The sequence below is a fragment of the Parafrankia sp. FMc2 genome, assembly GCF_041008525.1.
In the GTDB taxonomy this organism is placed as follows: Bacteria; Actinomycetota; Actinomycetes; order Frankiales; family Frankiaceae; genus Parafrankia.
Map to the genome: position 1 here is coordinate 1 of NZ_JBFLUG010000306.1, position 3,104 is coordinate 3,104.

General features: G+C 69.9%; 2 protein-coding genes. Both read right to left on the minus strand.

Annotation, left to right across the window (positions count from 1 at the left end; genetic code table 11):
* Positions 1 to 493 precede the first annotated feature (493 nt).
* Positions 494 to 1,525: a type III polyketide synthase gene (locus AB1460_RS36515; RefSeq protein WP_368967066.1), complete on the minus strand. Its 1,032-nt coding sequence runs from the start codon at positions 1,523 to 1,525 to the stop codon at positions 494 to 496.
* A 71-nt stretch (positions 1,526 to 1,596) separates the two neighbouring features.
* On the minus strand, positions 1,597 to 2,973 hold the full coding sequence (locus AB1460_RS36520; RefSeq protein ID WP_368967068.1) for an acyl-CoA dehydrogenase family protein: 1,377 nt from the start codon (positions 2,971 to 2,973) through the stop codon (positions 1,597 to 1,599).
* Between the last annotated feature and the right edge of the window lie 131 nt (positions 2,974 to 3,104).

Here is a 3,104-nt window from a genome sequence, read left to right on the forward strand (position 1 = left end):
CTACCGCACCCGCGCCCGCCGCGAGCTCCTCACCAAGGACCGACCCAACCACAACTGATCAACCAGACGCAGGGGGTCAAGATTCAGAGACCCGCACGGGGTCGGTTTTCGGGGAGCCTTGACACGGACTTGTGGTAGCGGAGCCCGGGCGCGCCTCTGACCTGGGCTGATGACCAGTATCGTGGCAGGAGACCGCCCCCTGCAGCGGCGGGCGGTCAGGTTGCATCGGTATTAGACCGCGCGGATGCTGTCGGCCGACCACCCGCTTGGAGTTACACGTGGAGCCGGAGTGACGGGACGACCATGTGTGGCGCTCTGCTCTGCGTCCACATATCAGTGAGCGGCGCCTGCGCGGTCCGCATGATCCGGATGTCAGTACCTCCGCTGCGGACGGGATTCACCGCCTCGGAGGCGAAGGTTTCTGATACCCGCAGCAGCGGGCCGGAGTCGATGCCGAGTTCGTAGTGTCCGCGGCGGATGTTGCGAACGAGGGTTATCTGCGCCGCAGTAGGGCCATGCAGAGCGTCAGACCTGGACCGAACGCCATCGCGATTGCTGTGCCGCCGATGTCGAGTCCGTCGCGCAGTTGTTCGATGACGAGCAGCACGGTAGCCGACGAACAGTTACCTCGGGAGCTGAGGATCTGGCGGGTCGCGGCGGTCTGCGCCCTGTCCAGACCCAGTCGCTCCTCCACGACGTCGACGATGCGTGGCCCGCCGGGGTGCACGGCCCATCCCTGGACGTCGGCCCGCTTGAGTTCGAAGGGGTCGAGCAGTGCCGCGGTGGCCTCTTCGACGTGGTTCGCCAGGACGACGGGGACCTTGGCAGACAGCCCCATCCGGAACCCGTGGTCGGTGACGTGCCAGGTCATCAGTTCTTCGCTGGCTGGAGCGGTCACGGCCGTGGTGTCGATGACGTCGAGACCGTGCTCGGCGTCGGGCTGGAGCACGATCGCCGCGGCGGCGTCGCCGAACAGGGCGTGCGCGACCACCTGTTCCAGGTCTCGTCCAGGAGTGTCCGGCTGGATGTGCAGGGAGGTGAGTTCCACGCAGAGTACGAGGGCGGGTTGCCGGCGGGCCCGGACGAAGTCAGCGGCGGTTCCCATCCCCGGGATCGCCGCGTAGCAGCCCATGTGCCCGATCAGCAGCCGCCGTACCTGCGCTGACATACCGAGCTCACGCGCGAGCTGGATGTCCAGACCCGGTGTGCTGTAACCGGTGCACGACACGACGACGAACAGCCCGACGTCGGCGGCGTCCAGTCCGGCGTCCGTCAGGGCGGCTCTGGCGGCCTGGAGGCCGAGGGGGTGCGCGTCCTCGACGTAGCGCAGCATCCGGGTGGCTGTCGACCAGCCGCTGATGTCCTCGCGTCGCGGATCCACCACCCCGTGCCGGGTCCGGACTCCGCAGCCCATGAAGATCCGGCGAGCCATCCGGTCGCCTCGGTACCGTCGGTCGAAGACCTCGTCCCACAGGCTCTGCTGGTCGAAAACCCCAGGAAACGCTGTCCCGATTCCGGTGATCACGGCTGTCGTGCCCGGCTCTGCCCCGGCGCTCCTCGCGGGATCCCTGCTCGTGTCGGGAGTCTGTGCCCCCCTCACCACCGGGCCACGTCTGCGTCCGCGTCCGGGTCGCCTCCCAGCGCCGCGAGGCCCAACCAGTCCGCGCACACGTCCGTGGTCGCGGGTTGGAGAGATCCGCACCGAGCGTCCCGGTACAGCCGTTCCAGTGGGTGGCCGCGGCGGGTGACCGTGGTCCCGCACGCCTCGATGACGGAGGCCGCCACATCCTGCGCGGTCTGCCCAGCGAGCAGTTTCGCTCGCCATACCCACCGGTTCGTCTCCGCTGATCCGGGATCGGACTCCACCCGCCGGGCGCACTCGTCGATCACGACGTCGAGCGCTGCGAGGGCGACGTCCGCGTGACCGAAACGGGCCCGCACGGCGGGAAGGCCGACCAGGCCCTTCGGTGTCCCCGCTGCCGCCCGGCCTCGCGCGTGTTCGATTCCCGCGTTGAAGGTGGCTCGGCCGACCCCGGCGTAGACGGCGGCGTAGGAGGCCACCAACCACTGCGGCATGATCTGCGCGATCAGCAGGCTCAGCCCCTCCAGCCCGCCGACCAGCGCGTCCGCCGGAACCCACACGTCCAGACGCAGGTCGTGGCTGCCGGTACCCCGCATGCCGAGGGTGTCCCAGTTGGGCTCGACGGTCACACCGTTCCCGGCTGGAACAAGAAAGTGGCTGACTCTCGTCGCTGAGCCCGCCGCAGCCGCCAGGTGGTCTTCGTCCGGCTGTTCGCCTTCGGAATGGCCGTCGGCTGCGCGCGCGGCGACGAAGTAGACGTCCGCGTGCGACGCACCCGAGCAGAAGGACTTGAGGCCGGTGATCCGGTAGCCGTCGCCCTCACGGCGGTAGGAGGTCCGCAGCGCGGACAGGCGTGAGCCGGCGCCCCGTTCGCTCATGGCAACGGCGATGAACGAGCCGCCGGCGGCCTGAGCCAACATCCGGTCGCGCGCGGAGAAATAGGACTCCGGCGCCCCCATCGCGCGGGCGAGCTCGTCCGGAGTCCCGACCAGCGCGCCCAGGACCGAGGTATGCATGTTCAGGGCCAGGGCGGTCGAGCCGCTGGCTTCGGCGAGTACCCGCGCGGCATTGGCCCACTGCGCGAAACCGCCGCCGTGACCACCGAACCGCCGGGGTACGAGCAGCCCCAACAGACCCGCCTGGCGCAGATCGTCGAGGTCGGCCGCGGGCAGCTCCCCGCAACGATCCGCGTAGCCGGCGCGCCCGGCGATCGCTGCGACGACGCCGTGGGCGAGTTCCGCCCCGTCGGCGCGCGGTGCCCGCGATTGCGCTGGTACCGCGTCGGGTCCGCCCAGCTCCCGCACGCCCAGCTCCCGCACGCCCAGCTCCGGGAGGTCCGGACCGGCTGACGGGCCCGGACCCTGCGCATCAGCGGACCGTTCAACGCTCATCGGAGTTCCCTAAGGTCGAAGGTGTCTGGGGTTGGTGCCCCGGATGCCCGGGACGACGGGGTGTGGCTGATCAGGTGGTTGCCGCACGGTGGCTCGAAAGGAATGGCCGCCCTGTCGTTCTGGACGCCCTG

Coding starts and splice junctions, on each gene's coding strand:
- AB1460_RS36520 (WP_368967068.1), bottom strand. CDS start 2,973: ATGAGCGTTGAACGGTCCGCTGATGCGCAGGGTCCGGGCCCGTCAGCC.